Here is a 23,980-nt window from a genome sequence, read left to right as displayed (position 1 = left end):
GCACTTTTATTGATTTTTTTCTTAACAATTTAATTAAATGCATTAGATTATATATCAAATGCTCAAACTTTTTAAATAGATAGGAGAACCAATGTCATATGTCTAATATAGAAGTAATTATCCTTATTCTTTGTTCTCTACTCTTCATCATCGGAATTATTCTAATTATTCTTCTTTCAAGAAAAAATATTCCAATGGAACAATTAAAGGATTCTCTGAATCATATATCCACATTGATAGAATCTTTTGAAAGGACTATTAGAGATGATATCCAGCGTTTGCGAGCTGATTTATTATCTTTTCAATCCAATACCCGAACAGAATTACTAACCACATTAAATCAGCAAAATGAGGCTATCAGCAAAGAAAATAGAAGCAATAGAGAAGAAATCTCATCTTCCCTGGCAAAGCTCAATCAACAAATGAATGAGGATGCAGCTAAGAATCGTAATGAATTGGGTAATTCTTTGCGAGATTTATCCGAATCTTTATCTCGTAGGCTTCAGGAACTTGTAAGTACTGAACAGACTCAATTTGATTCCTTAAAAACTGCTATGGAAGCAAAAATGGAACAGATTCGCAGTAGTAATGAAAATAAACTGGAAGAAATGCGAAAAACAGTAGATGAAAAGTTACAAGATACCCTTGAAAAGAGATTAAGTGCTTCATTTCAACAGGTAAGTGAAAGATTGGAACAGGTCTATAAAGGTTTAGGTGAGATGCAAAATCTCGCTAATGGAGTTGGTGATTTGAAAAAAGTGCTCTCCAATGTTAAAATCAGAGGAATGCAAGGAGAATATCAGCTGGAAGCAATATTAGAACAGATACTAAGTCCTGGTCAATATGTTAAGAACTGGAAGCCAGATAAGAATAAAAATGAGGTGGTAGAATTTGCTATTTGCATACCTGGTAAAGATGATCCGAAAGAAAAAGTTTATCTACCCATAGATGCTAAATTCCCTCTGTCAGATTATAATGCCCTGGTTGATGCCTGGGATAAAGGTGACTTAGCTGCTGTAGAAACTGCAAGAGCTGCTCTTAGAGATAGGATTTTGAAGTGCGCAAAAGATATCCAGAAAAAATATATTGCCCCACCTTTGACTACTGATTTTGCTTTGCTTTTTCTTCCCATAGAAGGTCTATATGCAGAAGTTTTACACGATCCCACTCTTTTTGATGAATTGCAGAAATATCATATTGTAGCAGTTGGACCAACCACCATATCTGCTATTTTAAACAGTCTGCAATTAGGATTCCGCACTTTAGCTATTCAGCAACGTTCCAATGAAGTGTGGAAAATTCTCGGTGCTATAAAGACTGATTTTGCCAAATTTGGAGATTTACTGGATAAAACTCAGAAGAAGTTGCAAGAAGCATCCAATACCATAGAAGATGCCAGTTCTCGCAGTCGTCAAATTCAGAGAAAGCTTAAAAGCGTGGAAGAACTTCCACTGGAGGAAAGTTCAGTGATCTTAGAATTGGGAGAGGAAAAAGATTATCAGGTACAAGTTGAAGAAAATACGGATGAGGATTTATCTTGACAGTCTCTATTAAATTTAAAAATAAAGTATTACTTAAAACATAAATAAAAAAGGAGGTTAAAATGTTTCTAACAGGACAACAGATGAAAGAGGTGTTTCTCAAAGCAAAAAAACAGCGTTTTGGCATTATTGCTTCCAATGTGGTATTTGATATGCAAGTGCGAGCATTAGTCCAAGGTTATAATGCAGTTAAATCGGATGGACTCTTACAAATGAGCAGTGGTGCTTGTAAATATGCCGCTGGAGAAACTCAGGATATCAAAGCTGGAGCTCGTTTAATATCCGCTATAGCCAAGGTTTTCACTGAACAATTTCCGCATTGTGGGGTAGGTTTACATATAGACCATGCCACACCCAACTATTTTGACTTTATCGTCTATTGCATTGAAAACAATTTGGTCAGTTCGGTAATGATAGATGCATCCAAAGAAAGTTTGGAAGAAAATATCAGAATTACTAAAGAAGTGGTAGATATTGCTCATCGCCATGGAATTATAGTTGAAGGTGAGATTGGTTATATTAAAGGTTCAGAAGACGAGATAGTTTCAGAAACGGAACTTTATACTAAACCTGAAGAAGCACTGGAATTTGTGAAAAAGACTAATGTAGATTTATTTGCCGCATCTGTAGGTACCAATCATGGTGTCACTAAAGGAGAAAATGTGGTTTTGCGTTTGGATTTAATTAAAGAGATTGATGATTTGCTAATTGCTAATGGAGTTGAAAGAGGTCTGGTTTTACATGGTGCTTCCGGTTTGACTGATGAACAACAACAAACAGCTATAGCTAATGGTGTAGTCAAACTTAACAAAGATACCCATTATCAGATGGATATGGCAGCAGCAGTGCAAGCCTATTGGGAGAAAGAAAAAGATGCCATTGTCTGTCCTCCTGATGTTCCACCCGATGTCTATATGCCAGATAAAAGTAGATTTGATCCTCGGAAATGGCTTATTAAAGCAGAACAAAGAATGCAAAATACCGTCCAGAGTTTTTGCTTGATGTCTGGAAGCGCTAATAATAGTATATTATTATAATTATAAAAAAGGAGAAACAGAATATGAAAAAGGTAGCTATTAACGGATTCGGACGCATCGGACGTTTAGTGTTCCGTGCCATAATAAAATACCATCCTGAAATGGAGATTGTTGCCATTAATGATATAACTGATGCCAAGACTCTTGCCTATCTTTTAAAATACGATAGTGTGCATAAAATCTTTGATGCTAATATAAGCAATACAGAAGATAGCATCATAGTCAATGGAAAAACTGTAAGAGTTTTTGCTGAAAAAGATCCCCAAAATCTTCCCTGGAAAGATCTGGGAGTAGATTTTGTGGTTGAATCCACAGGTGTGTTTAATACCAGAGAAAGTGCTGCTAAACATTTAACTGCTGGTGCTTCCAAAGTAATTCTTACTGCTCCAGCTAAAGATACGGTTGATGCAACTATCGTTATGGGAGTTAATCATAATATCTTAACTGCTGAACATAAGGTGATTTCCAATGCTTCTTGCACCACGAATTGCCTTGCACCTATAGCTAAGGTCTTACAAGATAACTTTGGCATTATAAACGGATTGATGACTACGGTGCATGCTTATACCAACGATCAACGTATTCTGGATTTAGCACACAAAGATCTGCGTCGTGCTCGTGCTGCTTCTCTTAATATGATTCCAACCTCCACTGGAGCAGCAAAAGCAATTGGCTTAGTTATTCCCGAATTGGCTGGAAAACTTGATGGTATAGCCATCCGGGTACCAGTTCCAGATGGTTCTTTAGTTGATCTTAGTGCCAATCTGGAAAGAGAGGTATCCAGAGAAGAGATAAATGCAGCAATGAAAGAAGCTTCGGAAACCTATTTAAAGGGTTATCTGCAGTATTCTGAAGATCCTATAGTTTCCAGTGATATAGTTGGTAATAGCAGTTCTTCTATCTTTGATGCCACTTCTACCTTTGTAAAAGGTAAATTAGTAAAGGTATTTAGCTGGTATGATAATGAATGGGGTTATTCCTGCAGAGTAGCCGACCTAATGGAATATCTCTCTCGTTTATAAAGCAATAATTGAGGGCGGTAAGTTTTTTCTGCCGCCCTTTCTCTAAATATGGCTCGCTATTTTTATACGGACAAAGGGAAAACTCTCGGTCCCGTAAATCGTGAACAGATATTAAACCTCATTCTAAAGGATGTGCTAAGCCTGGATTCCCTGGTAATGGACACACGTTCTCCACGCTGGATTAAAATACGTGATATCCCTGAATTAATGCACTTCCTTTATGAATCTGACATCCAGATATCCGATTGGGCTGAGGAAATTGCTCTTTCCGGCGAAAGTGATGAATCTATTCCCCTATTCTTTCATATCCCCACAACTCGCTTAATAACCTTAAGTATTGTCACTTTTGGCTGGTATGAACTCTACTGGCTGTATATGAACTGGCGTTTCTTACATTACTTTCGTAAAAATAGTAGTGCCAAAGCCTTCTGGCTGGATTTAATCAATCCACTCGGTGTCATTAGAATCTTTCAGCACATAAGCAATGATAAAGAATTACGGGTTCAAAAAGAAGAGCGAGATTTCACTGTTAATGGAATAATCTGGATTTTAGCCCTGCTAACTTTATTTATCTTTGCCAGCGGAATTATTAACTATCTGACCCGCATCCCTTTCTTAGTTAGTATTTTTGTCTCTTTTGTTGCCTTAACTTTGTCTCTTTGCTGTATTATGCCCATACAAAATTATATTAATATTGCCAATATGCGGTTTAATAAGAAATTATCTGCTCATACTTTTGGTCATTATGGGACAATTATTCTGGGTATTTTAACCTGGATTTATGTGCTAATCCTCTGGATACCTGCATTATTTTAGTTTTATTCTAAATCCTTTTCTTCTCCACTTTCCTCAAGATTCATAGTAGGCGGAGATTGCTGATTTTCTGGTCGTTGATTATGTTCAATGGCTTCCTGAAGATGAGAGCGATGTCTTATCTTAATTAACCAGTTAATAAAGAACGCCAAAAGCAGAACTGCCAGTGCAATTATGACCCAAACTATCCAACTTATTCCTTTTTTCATTTCCACGGTCATTAATTCTGACTTATTCCACATTTGTTCCGTGTCAAATTCCCAGCTAACCGTTTTATTCTTATAATCTATTTTATCAGCAGTAGTACTGGCAGAGATTATTTTCCAGGGTAGATGAATTGTATAATTCCATTTAGGATAATCTTTCTGTTGCTTTTTATAGATGCTTGCCAGAATATCATCAGGGTCAGAAAGTAAATTGATATCAATAGAATCACTTTCCGTTCCAGGTTCCAGTATTTCAGAACCACCTAAAGAAATTCTACGTTTATAGACGAGATGTCCTTCACTATTTTTATTTACAGATATCTGTCCCAAAAAATCTACAGGAGTAGGTTCTTCGCTTATTCTATTGAAGGATTCTATATTATCAAACTTGAAAGTTACCTTATAGACCATAAAAGGTCCATTTTTCTGCACCTGGGAACTAATAAGATGAATTCCCGGTAATTCAGATTTTCTCATTATCTCCTGTGTATTGGCATAGTTGGAACGATGGACTAAACGCAAAGAGACTTTTCCTGAACCATCAGGATTTAGCCACATTTCTTCATTGTACTCCACACAGCCAACTAACAGGAATAACATTATGATTAAGAGAGGTAACATTTTTTTCTTCAATTTAGAATCCTCATTACAATTAGCTTATCTTTTCCTACTAAAAGAATAATCGATTTTTTGGCAAGGAAAATATTTTTGACACTGAATTTCTAATCTAAACAAAAATCTTTTAAAAAAGAGTTTCTTTTTCGGCAGATAGAATTATTATAATTATAGTCAGTGTTATTTTATGTAAATCCTGAAAAGTGGATTTTGTAACTTCAGGAATACAATAAAATTAAATATGTGTCATAAAGTGAAATTTATATTGACAAAAAAAGCAAAAGAATCGCATAAGAAAATAAATATATTGATAAGGAGTTGAAAAATGATTGAATTACGTCAGCTTTATCATTGCACTGTTTGTGGCAATGTTGTAGAAGTTACCTATGTTGGAGGAGGAGAATTAGTCTGCTGTGGTAAACCAATGGAATTACTGGTAGGTAATACTGTAGATGCTGCAACGGAAAAGCATGTTCCCGTCTTGATTGATTTGGGTGATAAGGTAAAAGTAACCGTAGGTTCAGTACCTCATCCTATGGAAGAGAAACATTATATCACAATGATTGAAGTTCTTACCGAAAAGAAGGTCTTACGTCGTGAACTCAAACCAGGAGATGCTCCTGAAGCAACCTTTTGTGTGAAAGCTGAAAAGGTTATAGGTGTTCGTGAATACTGTAATATCCACGGATTATGGAAAGCTTAATCATTAAAAAATAGAAGGAGGAATAAAAATGGCATTTAAAGATAGTCGTACAGCTGATAATCTAATGAAATCATTTGCTGGAGAAGCACAAGCTCGTTTGCGTTATCAATATGCAGCACGGGTTGCAGAAAAGGAAGGATTTATTCAGATTAGAAATATCTTCAATGAAACTGCAGATAATGAGAAAGAACATGCCAAACTCTTTATCAAACATCTAATAGCTAATGGATTGGAAGGAGAAGCCAGAAATATTATGGCATCTTATCCTATAGGTTGGTCTCCCGATAGCACTCTTAAAAATCTTCTCTATGCGGCAAATGGAGAAAAGGAAGAATGGAGTGAGCTCTATCCTCTATTTGCTGATATCGCTGAAGAAGAAGGTTATACTGATATAGCTAATACCTGGCGCCAGGTGATGAAAGTGGAACAACAGCATGAGAAACGCTATCGTAAATTATATGAGAATGTGAAAAACCAAATGGTGTTCAAAAGAAACGAGAAGGTCTACTGGAAATGCAACAACTGTGGCTATATACATGAAGGCACAGAAGCTCCAGTAACTTGTCCCTGTTGTCAGCATCCACAATCCTATTTTGAAGTCCTTTGTGAAAATTACTGAGGGAGGATACTATGCAAAAATATCAATGCATAGCCTGCGGTTATATCTATGATCCTGCCGAAAATGATGATATTCCATTTGAGCAACTTCCAGATGACTGGACTTGCCCGGAATGTGGAGTCGGCAAAGATATGTTTGAACCGATAGACTAATAAACACTAACCAAGAGGAAAGCCTGCTTGATGCAGGCTTTCCTATATAAGGAAAAAAATGACTGCTCAAGAATTTCAAGAAATAATTGATTTTGCTATCGCTCGTGAAGAGGAATCTATTAAGTTTTATCAAGACCTTCAGAAAGAAACTAAATTTCAGGGTCAGATAGAAATGCTAAAAGAATTGGAAGCAATGGAAAAAGCTCATAAATCTACTCTTCAAAACATTCGCTATACTAACGATTTTAATATTGATAAAGTGCCCAACCTACATATATCTGAATATCTAACTGACGATATAGAAAAGCTTGACCTCAACTATCCAAATTTGCTGGTTATGGCTATGAAACGCGAAGAAATTTCATTGCGTCTTTACTCTGAACTCAGTGTTAGATTCGCTGATGAACAAATAGGTAACCTCTTCCGTAAACTTGCTTCTGAAGAGGCAAAACACAAACTATGGTTTGAAACTTTATACGATGAGTGGTTAAAGCAGGGTAATTAGCGTTTTGAAATTAGCTCTTGATACTTCTCAATCTTCTGGTTCCATCGCTTTATGGGATAAGGGAAAAACCATCTGGTCTGCCTGTTTTGATATCCGAATTACTCATAGCGAGACTTTAATGCCTCAGATTGACACAGCTATGAAATTTTGTGGCTACAAACCAGCTGATATCAAGACGGTTTTAGTCACCAGCGGACCCGGCTCCTTTACAGGACTAAGAATTGGGCTTGCTACGGCTAAAGGTATAGCCTATGCTTTAAAAATACCAATTTTGACCTATAGCAGTCTCCAGCTCTATGCTCTTCAGCGATATCATTGTGGAAAGGATATTCTGGTGTTACTTGATGCTAAAATGCAAGAGGTATATGCTGCCCTTTACAATGAAAATCTGGAAGAAATATACCCTCCACAGGTATGCACTCTGGAACATATACTATCCTGGGAACTTAGAGATTGTTATCTTATGGAAAGAGGAATAAACTCCTTAGAGCTGCTTTCCCAGGAAAAAAATGTACCTTTTATCTCAGTTCCGTATTTACCTATTAGTGCAGCTGGATTGTTTTTGCTAAAAGAAATCTTTCCTCAACCAGAAATTTACAATCTGGATTATATTGCCAATCTGGAACCTAAGTACCTGAGAGAATATAACGCTCAAATTCAAAAACACAAAAACTAAGATAATCTGATATTAAAATCTCCTAAATTTTATATAAGGATATAGCAGCTTCTTTATCCATAGTGCATTATATTCAATTATTACGGTGGGAATATGATGCTTTTCTGATTGACAGAAAATAGAAGATATTTTTTTATTAAATAAAAATAAAATCAAGGGACTAAAAAAATGCAACCCTATCTAATTTATGGCGGAATAATTTTGACCTTTAATCCTGAACTCCCCTTACTAGAAGGTTATTCCTTACTGGTAGAAGATGGTAAAATTAGCCAAATTCTGAAAGATACAGAGATAGAATCTTTGCCTTATGAAAAGCTGGATGCCCGGGGAAAAATTGTTATGCCAGGATTAATTAATGCCCATCATCATTTTTATAGCACTTTAGTAACTGGTTTAACCAAAGCATCTCCAGCTAAAGATTTTCTGGGAGTGCTGGAAAACCTGTGGTGGCGTTTAGATAAACAACTGACTGCAGAAGATATCTATATCAGTGCGTTAATTTCTGCAATGAATGCCATTAGAAATGGCTGCACTACTATTTTTGACCATCATTCCAGCCCTGGTTTTATAAAAGGTTCTTTATCTCAAATTGCTAAAGCCATCCAGGAAAGTGGAATTCGTGCATCTCTTTGCTATGAAGTTTCCGATAGAGATGGTATTGATAAGTGCGAAGAAGGTATTCTGGAAAATGTGACCTGGTTGCAACAAGTCTCTCAGGAACAAAATCCCAGGCTTAAAGGACTTTTTGGAATGCATGCAGCTTTTACTCTCTCTGATGATTCTCTGAAAGATATAGCAGATTGGGTGGATAAACTCAACTGTGGTATTCACATTCATATAGCTGAAGGCGAATATGATGAACTCTTTAATATTCAGCACTATGGACAAAGAGTGATTGAAAGACTCTGTGATTTTGACCTCCTGAATTGCCATAGTCTTCTGGCACATGGCGTTCATCTAAATGCCAGAGAAATGATGTTGATAGAAGAAGCAGGCGCAGCAATTATTACCAATCCTCAATCCAATCTTAATAATGCCGTCGGAATAGCAGATATATGCAAAATGAATGAATTAGGTATCACTGTGGGTTTAGGAACAGACGCTATGACTACTAATATGCTGGAAGAACTGAGAGTTGGAATCTGGGCACAACATATAAAACAGAATAATCCTTCCGCAGGTTTTGAAGAAATGACTAAGACCTTACTTTTGAATAATCCTATAATAGCTCAAAAATATTGGGGAGATAATTTTGGTTTCATAGCTGAAGGAGCTCCTGCCGATATTATTCTGATAGATTATGAACCACATACTCCACTAAATGAAGAGAATTGGATTGGACATATAGTTAATGGCATCTCTCAAGCTAATGTAAATACAACTATCTGTGCGGGAGAGATTTTGATGTGGAATGGTCAATTGCTGTTATCTGTGGATGAAAATGAAGTGCGGAAAAGAGGCCGTGAACTTGCTAAAGCTTTATGGGAAAGATTTTAAGGAAGATAAATGTATCACGAGATTTTAGAAAAAGCCAGAGAATATGAAGCTGAAAGCATTCGTTATCTAACAGATATGATACGCATACCAGCTTTTTCCACTAAGGAAAAGGAATTGGCTGAATATATCCTGCAAGAAATGAAGAAAGCTGGATTTGATGAAGCTTTTATAGACCCTCTGGGAAATGTCATAGGAAAAATAGGTAGTGGAAAAAATATAATTGCCTTTGATGCTCATATAGATACTGTCTATCCTGGAGACCTTTCCTTATGGGATTTTAACCCTTTTGAACCTCAGGTAAAAGAAGGGATGATTTGGGGAAGAGGAGCTGTTGACCAGGAAGGTGGAATGGCTTCAATGCTTACTGCTGCTCGTATTATAAAAGAGTTAAATCTAAATTCAAAGTTTAGTATTTATTTTACGGGCACAGTTATGGAAGAAGATTGCGATGGACTTTGCTGGCAGTATATCATAAGAGAAGATAAAATAGTGCCTGAATTGGTAGTCCTCACGGAACCTACTAATATGAATATCTATCGTGGACATCGTGGCAGGATGGAAATGCAGGTTTTTGTCCAAGGTCGTTCCTGTCATGCTTCAGCTCCAGAAAGAGGCGTTAATGCTATTTATAAAATTAGTCGTATTGCTCTTGAAATAGAGAAGCTTAATGAACATTTACGCTATGATGACTTTCTGGGAAAGGGCACTATTGCAGCCACAGAAGTGCATTTTAGTGGACCTTCACAATGTGCTATTCCCGATAGTGCATATCTGCATTTAGACCGCAGACTAACTCAGGGTGAAAACAAAGAAATAGCAGTGGAAGAAGTTAAAGAAGCCTGTCATTTAGCTGGAGAATCAGATGCCCGGATTCAGGTTTTAACCTATAATGAACCTTCATATACTGGATTGGTCTATCCCACTGAAAAATATTATCCCACCTGGGTCACTCCTGCGGATTCCCCCTATCTTAAAATTGCTGAAAGAGCTTATAGCCAGACTTTAGGACGAAAACCTGTAATTGATAAATGGACCTTTTCTACCAATGGCGTTGCTATTGCAGGAATGCATCATATACCCTGTATTGGTCTGGGTCCTGGCAATGAAGTTTATGCTCATGCCCCTAATGAAGCGACGCCTGTAATCCATCTAACCGAAGCCGCAGCTTTTTATGCTGCGTTAATCTATGCTTTAAATCAATGAGTTTCTTTCAGAACTGGCGCTGTACCAATTGTGGTAATGAATATGAATTGGACGAAGTTCACTATCTTTGCCCTCAATGTAGCAAAAAGTGGATAGGTGGTGAACCTCTAATCGGAGTTTTAGAAGCCCTCTTTGATTATCCAGCGATTAAACAAGAATGGGATAAACAACCTTATCCTGGATTGTTCAGTGTTCTTGAAGAAAAATTCTATCCCTCCCTTCCGGTTGGTAACACACCCCTTTTTAGACCTGAAAGACTTAACAAAAACTTAAATCTACCTAATTTATTTATCAAAAACGATGCTCTGAATCCCAGTGGTTCTTTAAAAGACCGTGCTTCTCAATTAGTAGTCGCAGATGCTATTAGATTGGGAATAGATAAAATTGTTTGTGCTTCCACAGGAAATGCAGCTTCCTCACTTGCCTCTATCTGTGCAGCTGCAGGAAAAGAAGCTATAATATTTGTCCCCAAAAGTATTCCTGAGGCAAAGCTCATTCAGATTAAAGTGCATAAAGCAAAACTCTATACTGTATCTGGCACCTATGATGATGCCTTCAATTCTGCGCTGGCTTATTCTGCTAATAATGATTGTTTAAATAGGAATACCGCTTTCAATCCTTTAACTATAGAGGGGAAAAAATCTGCTGGAATTGAGATATTTCTTCAATTAAACGATGTTCCAGATTGGATTATTATACCGGTTGGTGATGGTGTTATTCTGGGAGGTATCTATAAAGCTTTTAAAGATTTAAAATCTGCTGGTATAATAGAGAAATTACCTAAACTTCTTTCCGTTCAAGCAGAAAGTTCTGATGCTATTACTTCTTACTGGGAAACAGGCTCCTATCATAATGCCAATCATCCTTACACTATAGCTGATTCTATCTCAGTTAAAACTCCAGCTAATGCACACTGGGCAGTTAATGCTCTATATCAAACTCAAGGAAAATCAGTTCGTGTTTCCGATGAGGAAATACTCTCTGACCAAAAATATCTGGCACAAATGACGGGAATCTTTGCTGAACCTTCCTCTGCAGCAGTTTTCTCAGGATTGAAAAAGGCTTTAACCCAAAAATGGATTAAACCGGAAGATAAGATTGTTCTGCTCATTACAGGAACTGGCTTAAAGGATATCAATGCCGTTAGATTATAAACCTGCAGGAATCTGCGACTTTCATGTCCATATCGGCGAAAAAATAAGCGGATATGAATTGCGGGATGATTTTCCTGATCTGGATAGAATGGCTGAACTTAATGGTATTGCTGGAATTGGAACATTCGTGACGGAAGAGTCGGACCTTTCTCTAACGGTAAAACTTAGAAAGATGCAAGAAAAAGCCAAACTTAATTTTAAAGGAAAAGTACACTGGCACTTAACTCCAGTTCATACAAAAACTGATGAATTATTTCCGCTTCTGCAAGAAGGATGGGACTTAAAATTCTATACCACCTATCGTGAATCTGGATTGTACTGCTCTTATGAACAAATAGAACACTGGATGGTAGAACTATCGGATATTAAAACCAGAATGTTAGTGCATTGTGAAGATGACCAGATTATAACTCAAGCTTCTGCAGAGCATCCTTTTCGCACCCCTCAAGACCATACTCTCAGGAGACCTGAACTGGCAGAAATAGTTGCCGTAGAAAAAATCTTGAACTTAGCTATAAAACATACTCATCCTATACATATAGTTCATATCTCTTCACCTAAAGCTGCCATCCTGGTTAATGAAGCAAAGAAAGAGTATCCTTTTATAACCTGTGAAACAGCACCTCATTATTTAATATATAATGAAAATAGATTGTCTGGTATAAATGCTCATCGCTGGCTTTGCACACCACCATTCAGAAGTGAAGAATCTCGGGGACTCTTAGTAGAACTTCTGCAAGATGGATATTTTGATATTTTAGCCAGTGACCATTGTCCATTTAAACTTGAAGATAAAGACCGCTTTAAAGATAATCTTGAACTGGTACCTTGTGGAATCCCTGGTTTGGAAACTCTTTATTCCAGTATGTTCAACAACTTTGTAGAGCCAGGAATTATCTCTCAAGCGAGTCTGGATGAAATGACCATCCATAAACCGAAGACTTTAATGTCTTGCTTTTAAGGGTATAAATATGGAAAAAGCTTTTAGAAATGATGCTTATGCAAAAGTCACCGGTCAGGCTATTTATACTGATGACCTGAAATTACACGATATGTTATATGCTGTCCCTGTCTATAGTGAAATGCCTCGTGCAAAACTCATCTCTCTTGATGGTTCTGCTGCCTTAAAACAGTCAGGTGTGGTTGCTATTATCACCGCTAAAGATATTCCAGGAAACATCCGTTACGGACAGATAATAAAGGATTATCCTGTTCTGGTAGATGAAGATATCAATTCCACGGGGGATGTTTTAGCTTTAATTGTAGCCCAGACACGCGAACAAGCAATAACCGCTGTTCCTTTTATCAAAATAGAACTTCAGCCCTTAAAACCTATTTTAGACCCTGAAGAAGCGATGAAACCAGATGCTGAGATTCTTCACCCGTTTCACTGTTCCAATCTCACCAATTATCATCGGGTCCGTCGTGGAGATGTAGCCACAGCAGAAAAAGAAGCCGACCTCATAATTGAAGAAGAATTTTCCACTTCCAGAGTTGAACATTCCTATTTAGAACCAGAATCAGCTATATGTCATTTAAGATCGGATGGAGTTATGGAAGTCTTTGGCAGTATGCAACATCCTTTTTCAACTCGTCGTTTCGTTGCCTCCACTTTAGGAGTAGAGCTAAAGGATGTGGAAGTTAAACCTTTAACCTGTGGTGGTGGTTTTGGTGGAAAAGATGATACGGCTGCATTGGTTTGTGCACGTGCAGCGCTCTGTGCTTGGATTCTTAAAAAACCGGTTAAAATAACCTATTCCCGGGAATGGAGTATGAGGGAAAGCTACAAACGCCATCCTTATAAGATGCAATATAGAATGGGACTAAATAAAGAAGGTCAAATCCTTTCCGTCAAAGCACGCATTGTGGCAGATGGTGGTGCTTATTGTAGTGTTACTCCCTGGGTCACCTGGCGTTCAACGGTTCAAAGTTGTGGATGTTATGAGGTCTCCAATGTGGAAACTGATGTCTATGGAGTCTATACTAATAATGTATTCTGTGGTGCTATGCGTGGTTTTGGTTCCCCTCAAATAAATTTTGCTATAGAACAACTGGTAGAAATAGCAGCAGAAAAGCTGGGAATGGACGAAATAACTTTCCGTCGTAAAAATATAGTTAAACAGGGTTCCACTACTATAACTGGTCAGGTGCTGGATAATCATATAGTTTCTCTAACTCAAGTGCTGGATGCAGTATTGAAAGAAAGCGATTATGAAAATAAACGTAAACTCTGTTCTTTGGGCAATCTCAATCAAAAGGAATGGTATGGTATTGGACTGGCTATCAGCTATCGGGGTGTAAGTCTTGGTGCTGAAGGAACTGATGTGAATTCTGCGATTTTATATGTTCAACCTGATGGTTCAGTCCTATTAGAAACAAGTGTATTTGAAAATGGACAGGGCGCTGAATCAGCTATGATTTTAATTGCTTCAGAACAACTGGGACTTCCCTTAGAACGAATCCGTTATCGTATGCCTTCCACATCTAATATTCCTGATGGAGGCTCAACCGTAGCATCTCGTGGAACTATTATGGGTGGAGGAGCAGTAATTAATGCCTCAATAATTTTAAAACAGATTATCACCGAAACTATACAGAAGATTACGGGTAAATCTGTTGCTTATTTTAAAGATTCTAAACTACTTGACTCTTCAGATAATCTTATTATGTCCTGGGATGAAGCAATAAAGCTCTGTTATGATAATCAAGTCTATCCTTATGCCTTTGGAGTTTTCCAGCCTCCACAAATTTCCTGGAATGAAGAAACTGGGCAGGGAAATGCCTATTTTACCTGGGTGTATGGATGTCAGGCAGTGGAATTAAAAGTTGATTCACAAACAGGTGCAGTGGAACTGCTGAATATGATTGCGGCACACGATATTGGTAAAGTGATAAATCCTTATGCTTTAAAAGGACAATACTACGGTGGTATGGCTATGGGTGCGGGTTATGCTCTGTTTGAAAATTGTCCCTGTGAAAATGGCTTAGTTGTTCCTACTAATTTCCATAATTATCATCCGCCAAGAAGCATAAATTTACCGGAAATGAAAGCTATCTTTATAGAAAATCCAGACCCTATCTCACCTTCCGGAGCTAAAGGTATCGGTGAACCTGCTAATGAAATTATGGCTCCTGCTATAGCTAATGCTATTTATCACGCTACCGGTAAACGATATCATTCTTTGCCTATAAGGATAAAAATATGATTACGGTTAATGGTTTCAACTACTATGATTATGACCTGGAAAGAAAACTTTCTCTCTGGTTGAGAGAAGACCTTTCTCTCACAGGTACTAAAATAGGTTGCGATATTGGAGTTTGTGGTTCTTGTACTGTCCTGATTGATGGAGAACCAAAACTTTCTTGCCGTCTGAAATTGAAAGATGTTGAGAACTGCAATATTATCACTATAGAAGGTATCGCCTTACCAGATGGAACTTTACATCCTGTTCAACAAGCATTCATTGATGCAGGTGCTATTCAATGTGGATTTTGCACGCCTGGTATGGTCTTAACTGCTTATGCGTTACTTAATAAAAATCCACATCCAACCAGGCAAGAAGTGCGACTGGCTATTAGGGGAAATCTTTGTCGTTGTACCGGTTATCAACAGATTATTGATGCTGTAATGCTTGCCGCTGACAGACTTTCCTCCAACTAAATTTAAAAAAGCATTTGAGGAATGAAATGGATAAAAAAGAAATAATTAAGTCAAGACTTTTAGAATTGGAAAAACTACAGCCAGAGCTTTATGGAAAAGATTTTCTGCTCACCTGGGAAAATAGTCTGGATAATTTGAAAGCCATTATGGCTGTAGCAGAAATACTGCAGAGTTTGCACTGGGAAAAGAAACCCTTCCGTATCTTTGACTATGGTTTAGCCGTCTCTATCTTTCGTGATAATAGCACTCGCACTCGTTTCAGTTTTGCTTCTGCTGTTAATGCTCTCGGTTTAGCTTTAGCAGAATTGGATGAGGTAAAATCTCAGATTGCGCATGGAGAAACTGTTAGAGAAACAGCTAATATGATTTCGTTTCTCACTGAGGTTATAGGTATTCGTGATGATATGTATCCCGGAGAAGGACACTCCTATATGCTGGAAGTTGCCGAAGCAGTTAACGATGGATTCCAAAATAGAGTTCTGGCTCAGCGTCCTATGATTCTTAATCTTCAGAGCGATTTAGACCATCCCACTCAATGTTTGGCTGACCTTTTAAAGTTGAAAAGTTATTTTGGAGACCTCAATCAGCTGAAAGGTAAAAAGATAGCTATGAGCTGGGCATATTCTCCTTCTTACGGAAAACCACTTTCTGTTCCTCAAGGTATAATCAATCTTATGTCTCGCTTCGGTATGGAAGTAGTCTTAGCCTATCCAGAAGGCTATGACTTGCTGCCTGAAACTGTAAATAGCGCACAAGCTTTTGCTGAGCAAAGTGGCGGTTCCTTCCGTATCACTCATTCTATGACAGATGCTTTTACTGATGCTGATGTGGTCTATCCAAAATCCTGGGCACCTATGACGGTTATGCAAGAAAGAACAAGATTATTAAAAGAAGGAAATCTTCAGGCATTGCAGGCATTGGAAAAACAATGCTTAGCAGAAAATGCCAGACATCAAGACTGGGAATGCACCGAGGAAATGATGAAACTTACTCGCAATGGCAATGCACTCTATGAACATTGTCTTCCTGCCGATATTTCAGGTGTAAGTTGTCCCAAAGGCGAAGTAGCAAAATCTGTCTTTGAACGCTATCGTATTCACACTTATCAAGAAGCAGGATATAAACCCTTTGTCATCGCTGCTATGATATTTCTTTCTAAAATAAAAAATCCTCTATCCCACTTAAAATCTTTAAATACACTGGAGCAGTAATGCCTAAATTAATCACTGAAAAGAATTACAATATCATTTTGAAAAATGCTAAACGCTGTAAAGAACGAGGAATTATCCTCCCTACTATTAAACAACAGATTAATCCTGAAACTATTCCCAATAACATCAAGAATCAATTATCAAATATAGGTTTATGGGACATCAATCCTCTGAATCTGTTTCGTATAACCTGGAAAAATGACATTAAAACAGGTCTTTTTGGAAAACCTAACTTTTTTGAACTTCCTTCTTCTCTAACCGGAGTTCCAGCCCGAATTATTGGGATGGTGGGAAAATACTTTCCTATTGGTGCACATAAGGTCGGAGCTGCCTATGGTTGTTTAGTACCACGGCTTGTTAGTGGAACTTTTGACCCGGAAACGCAAAAAGCAGTCTGGCCCTCAACAGGTAATTATTGTCGCGGTGGTGCTTTTGATTGCGCTCTTTTAGCCTGTCCAGCAGTAGCAATTTTGCCCGAAGAAATGAGTCAAGAGTGCTTTGAATGGTTACGCCAAATTGGAGCTGAGGTTTATGCTACACCCGGTTGTGAATCTAATGTTAAAGAGATTTATGACCTTTGTGCTGAATTACGAAAAGATCCTCGTTATGTTATTCTCAATCAATTTGAGGAATTCGGTAATCCTTTCTGGCACTATCATGTCACTGGAAATGCTATTAAAGAAGTATGGGATATAGTAAAAGATGAACATAGTAATTTTAGTGGTTTTGTTAGTGCTACTGGTTCCGCAGGAACTATTGCTGCCGGAGATTATTTGAAAAAACATTTCCCTTTGATGAAAACTATAGCCGCCGAAGCTCTGGAATGTCCCACTCTCCTTTTTAATGGTTTTGGTGGCCATCGTATTGAAGGTATAGGAGATAAACACATACCCTGGGTGCATAATGTCCGGAACACTGATGCTGTTGCTGCTATACGGGATGAAGATTGTCTCCGTCTTTTCCGTTTGTTCAATGAACCCTCAGGACAAGAATTTCTGATAAAAGAAGGTATTCCAGAAGATATAGTCCAAAAACTGCCTCTTTTAGGAATTTCTTCTATCGCCAATCTTCTGGCTTCTATAAAATTATGTAAATATTTTGAGTTGGGGAAAGATGATATCATTTTTACTGTCTTTACCGATTCTGCGGAATTGTATCAATCCAGACTTATAGAGCAGCGTAATCTTAAAGGAGAATATTCTGAAAGACAGGCAGCTCTGGATTGGGAAGGTACAATTATGTCGCAACAGATTGATTATTTCCTTGAGCTTCGCTATTGGGATAAAAAGCGCATTCATAATTTAAAATACTATACCTGGATAGAACAGCAAGGAAAAACCTATCAGGAAATTCTCCAGCAATGGGATCCTGCATACTGGCAAGAAACTTTTGAAGATAATCTGGAACAACTGGATAATGCAATAGAGGAGTTTAATGCCCTTCTCTGATATACTTGCCCTTATACCGGCTTCCGGAAAAGGTAAAAGATTTGGTCAACCCAAACATAAAGCTTTGTTAAATGGTAAAACTTTTACTGATTGTATCATAAATACCCTGAAAGAAGCGGGAATTAATAATATATACTTAGCAAAAGATTTCAATACGAATGATATGTTATCTACCTTGCGTTGTGCATTAAAACAATTAAATCCTTACCGCTTTTCGGGATTTCTCATTTTCCCTATTGACCATCCTTTTGTGCAACCTTCTACGATAAATGCTTTATGCTCTACTTTTCATCACTTTCCAGAAATGGTAATTCGTCCTTCTTGCAACGGAAAAACTGGACATCCTGTTCTTATCCCTTCCTCTTTAGACCTTTTTATGGATGATAATGAAGAGGGTCTTGCTTCTATTATTCGCACTCAAGCAAAAGGGATTATTGACTTTCCAGTTGAAGATAAAGGGATTCTGCTTAATATTAACCGTCCTGAGAACCTATTATGGACTTAATGGAATTGATTGCAACTCGTCATAGTGTACGGGATTATCTTCCTGATCCCATTCCTGAAGAAATTCTTGAACAGATTCTGGAAGCAGGAAGATTAGCACCTTCTGCACGAAATCGTCAACCCTGGCGTTATATTGTCTTTACTTCCAATGATGATATAAAAGAGTTATCCTTGCGTTGCGGTTTGATTGGCTTATCCAATATCTTTATTCGTAAAGCTCCCTGTCTAATTGTTGCCTGTGCTGATACTAATTACAATGTTCGGATAAATCATCAAGACTACTATCTGGTGGATACTGCTATCTCGGTCCAGCAGATGGTTTTAACTGCCTGGAGCTATGGCATTGGAAGTTGCTGGATTGCTGCATTTAGTGAAAAAACTCTGAAAAAATATCTCCAATTACCTGATTCCTGGAGGATTGTAGCTTTACTTCCCCTAGGCTATCCTGCAGAAAAGAAAACTCTCTACACTCAGGCTTTAAGCGTTTTCCCCAAAAGCAAGAACCGTTTACCCCTGGACAAGATTGTCACCTATTATCATAAAAGATCAAGCTGAGGTTTAATCGCTTTTTTTATTTGACAAACCCCTCTTTATTTATTTAGTGTTAAGGAATTATTTGAGGTAAAAAATGAATATAAAATTAACTCGTGAATTTGTGCAAAAGCTCCCCAAAACTGACCTTCATGTCCATCTGGATGGTAGTGTTCGGATAAATACCATTATAGATTTAGCTAAAAAATTCAATATACAGCTTCCTACTATGGACCCGGGTGAACTCAGAAAACTTATCGTTTGTGATGAACATACCAGAAGTCTGGAAGAATATCTGCGTGGTTTTGATATAGTTAATCTTGTTCTTCAAACCAAGGAAGGTTTATACCGCGCTGCTTATGAACTGGCAGAGGATGCAGCTAATGAAAATGTCCGTTATATGGAAGTGCGCTTTTCTCCTATTTTACACACAAAAAAGGGACTGAAAATGACTGAAATCACTCAATCAGTTATAGATGGTTTAAGACAAGCAGAGCGAGAATTTCCCATAGAGACAGGTGTTATTATCTGCGGACTTAGGAATATGGACCCTACCACTTCAATTAAATTAGCTGAGTTAGCAGTGGCTTTTAAAAATAGAGGAGTAGTCGGTTTTGATTTAGCTGGTAGCGAATTTAATTATCCCGCCAAGGAACACAAAGAAGCTTTTGAGCTCTCTCTTAAAAACAATCTAAATATAACTATTCACGCGGGTGAAGCCTATGGACCTGATAGCATTCATCAAGCTGTGCATTATTGTGGAGCACATCGTATCGGACACGGAACTCGTTTAGTGGAAGATGGTGATTTACTGAATTATGTTAATGACCATAGAATCCCCTTAGAAATCTGCATTAAAAGCAATTTCCATACTAAAGCAGTTCCCAATATTCAAAGTCATCCTATAGATTTCTATATTGATTATGGATTAAGAGTTACTATCAATACCGACAATCGCACCATTAGTGATACCACTGTCACCGATGAATATATGCTTGCTATCAACGAACTTCACTTGGATTATCCCACCATAAAAAATGTTATCCTTAATGGCTTCAAAAGTGCTTTCTTACCTTATAAAGAACGAGTAAGATTGATAAATGAAACTCTCCGCGAGCTGGAAGAACTGGAAAAAAGCGAACTAAAAACCACTATTAAAATGAAGGAAAATCTGTAACTATGTTTGACCTTATCCAGAAATCTTTTACCGAAGCCGAAAAGACTTTGCAAGCTTTTATTACCAATAACCACAACTTAGAAACCATAGATAAGATTGCAGACCTGATAGCTGAAGCATTTGAGAGAGATAATAAAGTGATTATCTTTGGAAATGGCGGTTCTATGTGCGATGCTATGCATTTTGCCGAAGAACTGGCTGGACATTTTCGCCAAAATCGTAAAGCTCTTCCCGCCATTGCCTTATCTGATCCTTCTTTTATCACTTGTGTAGCCAATGATTTCGGATTTGAAGAAATTTTCGCTCGAGGAGTGGAAGCTTATGCCCAAGCAGGAGATATTGTGGTAGGAATTTCCACCAGCGGTAATTCTCTCAATGTCATCAAAGGTGTTCAAAAGGCTCTAAGTCTTGATTGCTTCACTGTTGCTTTATTAGGTGGAAATGGAGGAAAAATTGCCGGAACCTGTGATTTTGAACTTATCGTTCCCTCTTTTGCCACAGATAGAGTGCAGGAAATTCATACAATGATAATCCATATCTTATTAGAAAACATAGAAAATAGGCTTTTTGCCTACATTTAACTAAAGGTACATAATGCAAAAAATAATCTTTACTCTTATTTTAATTTCACTGAGTATCTTCTGTTTTGCTCAGGGAAATTATTACGATTCTGTGATTGATCTCACCGGACAAACTCTTTATACAGCTTTACATTCACTCATATCTACCAATACCAATAATAGTTATAATGGTTCTAAAGCTTTTCTTTTCCAGCAATTGGATAATGTTAATGGCTATGTAACCTGTATCTATACTGGCCAATCCTTTTATGTAGGATATAACTACACTGGTTCAACTAATCCAAATACAGAACACATTTATGCCCAAAGCTGGTTTGGAGTTGAGAATGATCCAGTGCGTCGTTCTGACCTTCATCATCTTTTCCCTTCTGATTCCAATGTCAATAGTGCCCGTAGTAATTACCCTCTTTTCACTGTTGCTAATCATAATTCTGCCAATGTTTATTATTCATATACTCCGTGGCAAAGCTATCGTGGTCTTAGTGCCAATGGTTATACCGTTTTTGAACCTGCTGATGAATCCAAGGGAAATGTGGCACGTGCTCTCTTATATTTTAATACCCGTTATTATGATACTCTTACTCAGCAAAATGTAAATATGATACCCGATTTAGTTGTCTGGAATACTCAAGACCCTCCAGATGCAGCGGAAATTGCACGTAATAACGCCATCTATGAATTTCAAAATAATCGTAATCCCTATGTTGACCATCCAGAATTTGTAGACCGTATCTGGAGTACTCCAATTACCGATGAGACAATAACTTCACCCCCATCTTACCTCTCCCTTAGCTCTATCTCACCCAATCCCTTTCATAATACTGCAGTTATAAATATCAAGAGTCAGGATGTTGGTAAGGCAGAAATCTCTATCTATAATCTTAAAGGTCAAAAAATCCGCACCTGGAATCAGACTCTTCTCTCTGGTTCTACGGAAATAATCTGGGATGGCACAAACTCTTCCGGGACAAAAGTCCCTTCCGGGATTTATTTGATAAATATTAAAAGCGGTGGAGAGACTATCACTGCTAAAGTTCTTTTTAATTGATTATCTCTCTACTGCGAAAAAGGATAAATTATGAGCCTTAATTATGAACAAATTAAGTCACAATTGCAAAGCTATAAACCTAAGTGGGAAAGTAAAAAAACTCAACTGGAAGCTTTAACTATACCTGAAGATTTTCCTTTTAAAGAATTTTTTAATGCCTCTCGGGATATTTTTCTTCAAGGATATGAGTTCGGGAAAATAATTTCGGAAGACCCAGAATTTAAATCTACACCTATAGAATTGCTACAAACACTCAATGCTGATTATTTCGCCCCCATCAAACCAGAAGGTTATCAGAGAAGCTTGGCTAATCCAGATTACACAGTAAATCTATATGGTAAAGATATGGGACAGTTACTTTCTGCTATTTACACTCAATATCGCAATACACGCACATATCTCTTGTTTGATAACTACCTCCAACTGGATGAAGATTTACATTTATTCTTAACTCTTTATGATTTAGCCTCTTCTAATAATGCCAATTTTGATGACTGGAAAAAGGTATATCTCTCTGCCCGTTTAACCAATATGTATTTAAAATCTGCTCTTCAAAATCTACTGAGACTCTCTCCTGAGGTTGACCTTTTCCGTAATATTATAGAAACTTCGGATTTAAATGATCTTCGCTATCTTTTCCGTTATGGAAATTATATCAGTGATAATGAGTTTGCCCTCGCAGATTTTATGACTCAATATCCCTCAGAGGAACTGGATAAGCTGGCAAAATATATAATTCAGTGCTGGATAGATGGTTTTATTCGTGCCAAAAAAGATTATTCGCTCAAGAAATATGTAAATCTGGTTATTCCTTGTGGTATGGAACGCCTTGGGAAGCTTTTGATAGAAGAATTAAAAAGGCTTAATTTTATCCCTTTAGTCACTCAACCTTATACTAAAGGTGCTAATCGTCAATACAACTATGACCATCGTTTTGATATTGCACTACTGCTTGACCGTTCCTATGTGGATGAAAGCCTCAAAATTGCAGAAGATATCCTGGAAGATCTAAAAAACCTCATTATTGACCAAGCGGGACCTGTCTATGTTGAACTTTTTGGTGAGCTTCCATTCACTCCTGAAATCAAATCTTCTACTATTCAATTAAGTCCTGAGCAGGAACAGCTTTATAGGGAACTGAGCAGTAAAAATTCCTTTCTCTATATGAAGTATTATCATCCCGATGAAACAAGTTTTACCATTATAGCTTTCCCATCTCCCGAAATTGGACCTCAATTCCCTGAAATCTTTGCCGATACGGTAAAAATCAATACGCTGGATAGTCATAAATATGCTCTCATCCAACAAAAGATAATAGATGTGCTGGATAATGCTGATGCTGTCTATGTTAAGGGTAAACCAGGAAATGAAACCAATATTATAGTTAAATTACATCCCTTATCCGATTCTGAACATCAAACTAAGTTTGAAAACTGTGTAGCAGATGTTAATATTCCTGTAGGTGAAGTCTTCACTTCTCCATTACTTAAAGGCACTAATGGTACACTCTTTGTAGAAGATATTTACCTGCAGAACCTTCGCTTTTTCAATCTAAAAATTCAATTTGAAGATGGCTGGATTAAAGATTATTCCTGCACCAACTTTCCTGATCCTGAAGAAAGTAAAAGATATATCTACCAAAATCTCCTCCTACCACATCAGACTTTACCTCTGGGCGAATTTGCTATCGGCACTAATACCACAGCTTATCAAATGGCTCGTAAATACAATATTATTTCTCGCCTTCCTATCCTTATCATAGAAAAGATGGGACCTCATTTTGCCATTGGAGATACCTGCTTCAGCCATGAAGAAGAGGCTCCTCATATCAATTTTTTAAACGGTAAATCTATGATTGCTGTAGAAAATGAAAAAAGTACTACCAGAAAAGAAGACCCTATAAATGCTTACACCAATAAACATATAGATATCACCCTACCCTATGAAATGCTGGATTCTATTACTGCAATTGGTTACGATGGAACTCGCACTGATATCATCCGAAACGGTAGATTTATTCTCCCTGGTACGGAAGAATTAAATATACCTCTGGATGAAGGATGGTAAATGATTTTT

General features: G+C 37.5%; 24 protein-coding genes. 23 read left to right on the top strand and 1 reads right to left on the bottom strand.

The window, feature by feature from the left end; genetic code table 11:
* Positions 1-98: 98 nt before the first annotated feature.
* The 4 genes from E0946_RS00785 (at position 99) to E0946_RS00770 (ending at position 4,416) form a co-directional block, all read left to right on the top strand.
* The gene (locus E0946_RS00785; protein ID WP_243713674.1) at positions 99-1,541 is read left to right on the top strand and encodes a DNA recombination protein RmuC; all 1,443 of its coding nucleotides are present in this window, start codon (positions 99-101) and stop codon (positions 1,539-1,541) included.
* 62 nt (positions 1,542-1,603) lie between these two features.
* Positions 1,604-2,578 carry a class II fructose-bisphosphate aldolase gene (locus E0946_RS00780; protein WP_133200562.1) on the top strand — a complete coding sequence of 325 codons (975 nt, stop codon included), beginning with the start codon at positions 1,604-1,606 and terminating at the stop codon, positions 2,576-2,578.
* 23 nt (positions 2,579-2,601) lie between these two features.
* Positions 2,602-3,600 carry a type I glyceraldehyde-3-phosphate dehydrogenase gene (gene gap, locus E0946_RS00775; RefSeq protein WP_133200561.1) on the top strand — a complete coding sequence of 333 codons (999 nt, stop codon included), beginning with the start codon at positions 2,602-2,604 and terminating at the stop codon, positions 3,598-3,600.
* Positions 3,601-3,648: 48 nt separating this feature from the next.
* A complete protein-coding gene (locus E0946_RS00770) occupies positions 3,649-4,416 on the top strand; it encodes a DUF4339 domain-containing protein (RefSeq protein ID WP_133200560.1) in 768 nt (255 codons plus the stop codon).
* Between the two features lie 2 nt (positions 4,417-4,418).
* Here the strand turns inward: E0946_RS00770 and E0946_RS00765 are convergent, their stop codons facing one another.
* Complete coding sequence (locus E0946_RS00765; RefSeq protein ID WP_133200559.1) at positions 4,419-5,252, bottom strand: hypothetical protein; 834 nt, start codon at positions 5,250-5,252, stop codon at positions 4,419-4,421.
* Positions 5,253-5,559: 307 nt separating this feature from the next.
* On the opposite strand from E0946_RS00765, the gene E0946_RS00760 reads away from it, so the two are divergent.
* The 19 genes from E0946_RS00760 (at position 5,560) to E0946_RS00670 (ending at position 23,971) form a co-directional block, all read left to right on the top strand.
* The gene (locus E0946_RS00760; protein ID WP_133200558.1) at positions 5,560-5,937 is read left to right on the top strand and encodes a desulfoferrodoxin; all 378 of its coding nucleotides are present in this window, start codon (positions 5,560-5,562) and stop codon (positions 5,935-5,937) included.
* Between the two features lie 28 nt (positions 5,938-5,965).
* The gene (gene rbr, locus E0946_RS00755; RefSeq protein WP_133200557.1) at positions 5,966-6,556 is read left to right on the top strand and encodes a rubrerythrin; all 591 of its coding nucleotides are present in this window, start codon (positions 5,966-5,968) and stop codon (positions 6,554-6,556) included.
* Between the two features lie 11 nt (positions 6,557-6,567).
* The gene (locus E0946_RS00750; RefSeq protein WP_133200556.1) at positions 6,568-6,708 is read left to right on the top strand and encodes a rubredoxin; all 141 of its coding nucleotides are present in this window, start codon (positions 6,568-6,570) and stop codon (positions 6,706-6,708) included.
* A 58-nt stretch (positions 6,709-6,766) separates the two neighbouring features.
* A complete protein-coding gene (locus tag E0946_RS00745; RefSeq protein WP_133200555.1) occupies positions 6,767-7,213 on the top strand; it encodes a ferritin family protein in 447 nt (148 codons plus the stop codon).
* Positions 7,214-7,217: 4 nt separating this feature from the next.
* Positions 7,218-7,889, top strand: coding sequence for a tRNA (adenosine(37)-N6)-threonylcarbamoyltransferase complex dimerization subunit type 1 TsaB (gene tsaB, locus E0946_RS00740; RefSeq protein WP_133200554.1), 672 nt, complete (start codon positions 7,218-7,220; stop codon positions 7,887-7,889).
* 168 nt (positions 7,890-8,057) lie between these two features.
* The gene (ssnA, locus tag E0946_RS00735) at positions 8,058-9,386 is read left to right on the top strand and encodes a putative aminohydrolase SsnA (protein WP_133200553.1); all 1,329 of its coding nucleotides are present in this window, start codon (positions 8,058-8,060) and stop codon (positions 9,384-9,386) included.
* Positions 9,387-9,395: 9 nt separating this feature from the next.
* Positions 9,396-10,589: a YgeY family selenium metabolism-linked hydrolase gene (locus E0946_RS00730; RefSeq protein WP_133200552.1), complete on the top strand. Its 1,194-nt coding sequence runs from the start codon at positions 9,396-9,398 to the stop codon at positions 10,587-10,589.
* Positions 10,586-11,743, top strand: coding sequence for a threonine synthase (gene thrC / locus E0946_RS00725; protein ID WP_133200551.1), 1,158 nt, complete (start codon positions 10,586-10,588; stop codon positions 11,741-11,743). The genes E0946_RS00730 and thrC overlap by 4 nt, the downstream gene beginning before the upstream one ends.
* Positions 11,727-12,704: a dihydroorotase gene (locus E0946_RS00720; protein ID WP_133200550.1), complete on the top strand. Its 978-nt coding sequence runs from the start codon at positions 11,727-11,729 to the stop codon at positions 12,702-12,704. The genes thrC and E0946_RS00720 overlap by 17 nt, the downstream gene beginning before the upstream one ends.
* A 10-nt stretch (positions 12,705-12,714) precedes the next feature.
* The gene (locus E0946_RS00715) at positions 12,715-14,949 is read left to right on the top strand and encodes a xanthine dehydrogenase family protein molybdopterin-binding subunit (protein WP_133200549.1); all 2,235 of its coding nucleotides are present in this window, start codon (positions 12,715-12,717) and stop codon (positions 14,947-14,949) included.
* Positions 14,946-15,404, top strand: coding sequence for a (2Fe-2S)-binding protein (locus tag E0946_RS00710; RefSeq protein WP_133200548.1), 459 nt, complete (start codon positions 14,946-14,948; stop codon positions 15,402-15,404). Before E0946_RS00715 ends, E0946_RS00710 begins: the two co-directional genes overlap by 4 nt.
* 26 nt (positions 15,405-15,430) lie before the next feature.
* Positions 15,431-16,615: a knotted carbamoyltransferase YgeW gene (gene ygeW / locus E0946_RS00705; RefSeq protein ID WP_133200547.1), complete on the top strand. Its 1,185-nt coding sequence runs from the start codon at positions 15,431-15,433 to the stop codon at positions 16,613-16,615.
* Positions 16,615-18,063 carry a pyridoxal-phosphate dependent enzyme gene (locus E0946_RS00700; RefSeq protein WP_133200546.1) on the top strand — a complete coding sequence of 483 codons (1,449 nt, stop codon included), beginning with the start codon at positions 16,615-16,617 and terminating at the stop codon, positions 18,061-18,063. The genes ygeW and E0946_RS00700 overlap by 1 nt, the downstream gene beginning before the upstream one ends.
* Positions 18,050-18,568 (top strand): nucleotidyltransferase family protein, encoded by a 519-nt coding sequence (locus E0946_RS00695; RefSeq protein WP_133200545.1) that lies wholly within the window; start codon positions 18,050-18,052, stop codon positions 18,566-18,568. The genes E0946_RS00700 and E0946_RS00695 overlap by 14 nt, the downstream gene beginning before the upstream one ends.
* Entirely contained in the window at positions 18,559-19,122 is a 564-nt protein-coding gene (locus E0946_RS00690) for a nitroreductase family protein (protein WP_133200544.1), read from the top strand. The genes E0946_RS00695 and E0946_RS00690 overlap by 10 nt, the downstream gene beginning before the upstream one ends.
* A gap of 73 nt (positions 19,123-19,195) precedes the next feature.
* Complete coding sequence (gene add, locus E0946_RS00685) at positions 19,196-20,275, top strand: adenosine deaminase (RefSeq protein WP_133200543.1); 1,080 nt, start codon at positions 19,196-19,198, stop codon at positions 20,273-20,275.
* Between the two features lie 2 nt (positions 20,276-20,277).
* Positions 20,278-20,856 (top strand): D-sedoheptulose-7-phosphate isomerase, encoded by a 579-nt coding sequence (locus E0946_RS00680; protein ID WP_133200542.1) that lies wholly within the window; start codon positions 20,278-20,280, stop codon positions 20,854-20,856.
* Between the two features lie 13 nt (positions 20,857-20,869).
* Positions 20,870-21,904 carry an endonuclease gene (locus E0946_RS00675; RefSeq protein ID WP_133200541.1) on the top strand — a complete coding sequence of 345 codons (1,035 nt, stop codon included), beginning with the start codon at positions 20,870-20,872 and terminating at the stop codon, positions 21,902-21,904.
* A gap of 30 nt (positions 21,905-21,934) precedes the next feature.
* Complete coding sequence (locus tag E0946_RS00670; protein WP_133200540.1) at positions 21,935-23,971, top strand: aminopeptidase; 2,037 nt, start codon at positions 21,935-21,937, stop codon at positions 23,969-23,971.
* The last annotated feature ends 9 nt before the right edge of the window (positions 23,972-23,980 follow it).

Origin of the sequence: Candidatus Syntrophosphaera thermopropionivorans (assembly GCF_004353895.1) — a bacterium.
Classification (GTDB): Bacteria; Cloacimonadota; Cloacimonadia; order Cloacimonadales; family Cloacimonadaceae; genus Syntrophosphaera; species Syntrophosphaera thermopropionivorans.
This window is presented reverse-complemented; position numbering and strand designations above follow the sequence as displayed.